A 1,885-nucleotide genomic window follows, 5' to 3' on the forward strand; every position below is an offset into this window, starting at 1 on the left:
CTTGTGGCACTCGATACCATGTTCATGTAAGTTTATGCATAAAGCAGGCTAGATACCATTCTGGCGAGTCTTCAGCATTTTCGTCTGCCTGAGCAATCAGTCCATTTCCCAGGTTGTAGAGCAGATCGTGGCGATCGGGGAGTCTTGCAGTAAGTTCACGGAGCAAGTCGCAACCCTCACTTATGGTGTGTTCATCATGAGCTCTAGATCCGACGTCAATCAGAAATGCCGATTTCAGGATCCTGCTATTAAGATCACCCAGCTGTGACCACGTCTTTGAGTTCCTTCCCTCAGCGATGGCCAAATGCGGGTCTTTGTCAGCCAGTGAGTAAAGTCTGGCGCCAATTTCTTCAAATATCGGATGCCTGCGCGTGTCAGTCATCTGCGCCACATTTCCTCAGAACGACCACGCGAGCGGTAGGGCCCTCTGGTCGAGTTCGCTCCACGCGCATGATACTCATTGAGGCCTCTACAACGGGATAGTTCCGAGACCATGCTCGGGATCTCACCAATCACAGAAAAGAGGACGGCTCATACGGGTTAGGTAACAGTCTCACCGAAGTACCGATCTCTCAAGTACTCCACGTAGGTCCTATGCTCCTCGCCGAGCCTTTTGGCAAGACTACTGAAAAACTCTTGATATGAATAGGAGACGAAGTGCGCCGCGTCGGCCCCCAGGAGCCCGGAAAAGTGCGCGATCTCCTGCGCATGACTGTGAGCCTCAGCGCCATCCGGCCTGAACCACAGATAGCAGAGCCGCCATGTCTGGCAATTTGCACTGAGTCCCAGCATGTGCTTGAGGAGCTGCGCTGCATCAAGGAACTCAAACACCACTTTGCCGTCACGCAGGTCCTCGGCGACTCTCTGGCACCCGGGCAATCCCCGATTGGCCCAGAACCGCGTGGCGTCCGCGAAGTACTTCGGCTTCAGATAGTTCTTCGCCTTCGATCGGCGATAGGGCTCCATGAACTTCCCCTCAACGGCGAAGATCGCCCCGTCCCGGCCACAAAGGACAACATCAATGTTCGGCGGTATCCGTCCGAGGCCAGTCGGGAACTTCTGTTCGAAAGCGAGCCCGCAGCACCGACCCGAGATACCAAGTGCTTCAGCAATGAGCGATAGGTCTCGGCCGCGCCAGTAATCGAAGATGTTGCACAGCAGAGCCGACGAGGAATAGACGGCTTGCATCTTACCGCGCTGACCACCCTTCCCCAATTCAGCCCCATCGCTGTCGACAATCTCGCGGATACTACAGGGACACAAGGACTCAAACAGATTCTTCTCACGCTCAACGCAGTAGTCATCAGAATCCAGGGCAATCCCTGAGCGTTGTGCCCACGCGAGCTGTTGATCTTTGATTCGATTCGCAGAAGTCCGTGCCATTCGCACCTCCGGAGTCCAGTGTTCTTCTGTTACCTAACTACAAGTTGACGGTTCTACCTACAACCCAAGCACCGCGGATTTGGTCAGTATATTTCGGAAGATCAAAATCAGGCCTTCTCCGCATTTCCAAGCAATGGAAGACGATGCCAGCGAGGCTAGTTGTCAGTGCCGGTGTTAAATGTCCTCTGATTAACGGAAAGAATGTCCCCTGACCCAGCTGTCGGTTAGATTCCAGGTAAGTTGGCAACAGGCCTGGAGGTAACCGATGCTCAGGAAAGGGGACTGGATGGAAATCAGAGCACAGATTGAGCGTGGAGTCTATCAGAAGGATATAGCGGCGTCACTGGGAGTGCATCCGAGGACGATTCGCCGTGCGGTGAAGCGCGGCGGGGCGCCGTCGGGGAAGGCTCGAAGGCGGCGGTGGAGCAAGGTCGAGCCGTTCAGGGAGTTAATCGGGCAGTTGCTAAAAGAAGGGGTGCGTAACGGGAAGGTGGTGTATCGC

At 54.8% G+C, this 1,885-nt stretch carries 3 protein-coding genes; 1 reads left to right on the forward strand and 2 read right to left on the reverse strand.

The genetic code is table 11. From position 1 onward, the window contains the following. Window positions 1-22: 22 nt before the first annotated feature. Both QME66_13665 and QME66_13670 read right to left on the reverse strand, forming a co-directional pair. The gene (locus tag QME66_13665) at window positions 23-382 is read right to left on the reverse strand and encodes a hypothetical protein (GenBank protein ID MDI6809993.1); all 360 of its coding nucleotides are present in this window, start codon (window positions 380-382) and stop codon (window positions 23-25) included. A gap of 158 nt (window positions 383-540) precedes the next feature. Further along, window positions 541-1,383 (reverse strand): hypothetical protein, encoded by an 843-nt coding sequence (locus QME66_13670; protein ID MDI6809994.1) that lies wholly within the window; start codon window positions 1,381-1,383, stop codon window positions 541-543. A gap of 265 nt (window positions 1,384-1,648) precedes the next feature. Here QME66_13670 and QME66_13675 point away from each other — a divergent pair. Further along, window positions 1,649-1,885: helix-turn-helix domain-containing protein (locus QME66_13675; GenBank protein ID MDI6809995.1), on the forward strand; the 237-nt coding region annotated here is incomplete at its 3' end.

Source organism: Candidatus Eisenbacteria bacterium, from assembly GCA_030017955.1.
GTDB lineage: Bacteria > Eisenbacteria > RBG-16-71-46 > JASEGR01 > JASEGR01 > JASEGR01.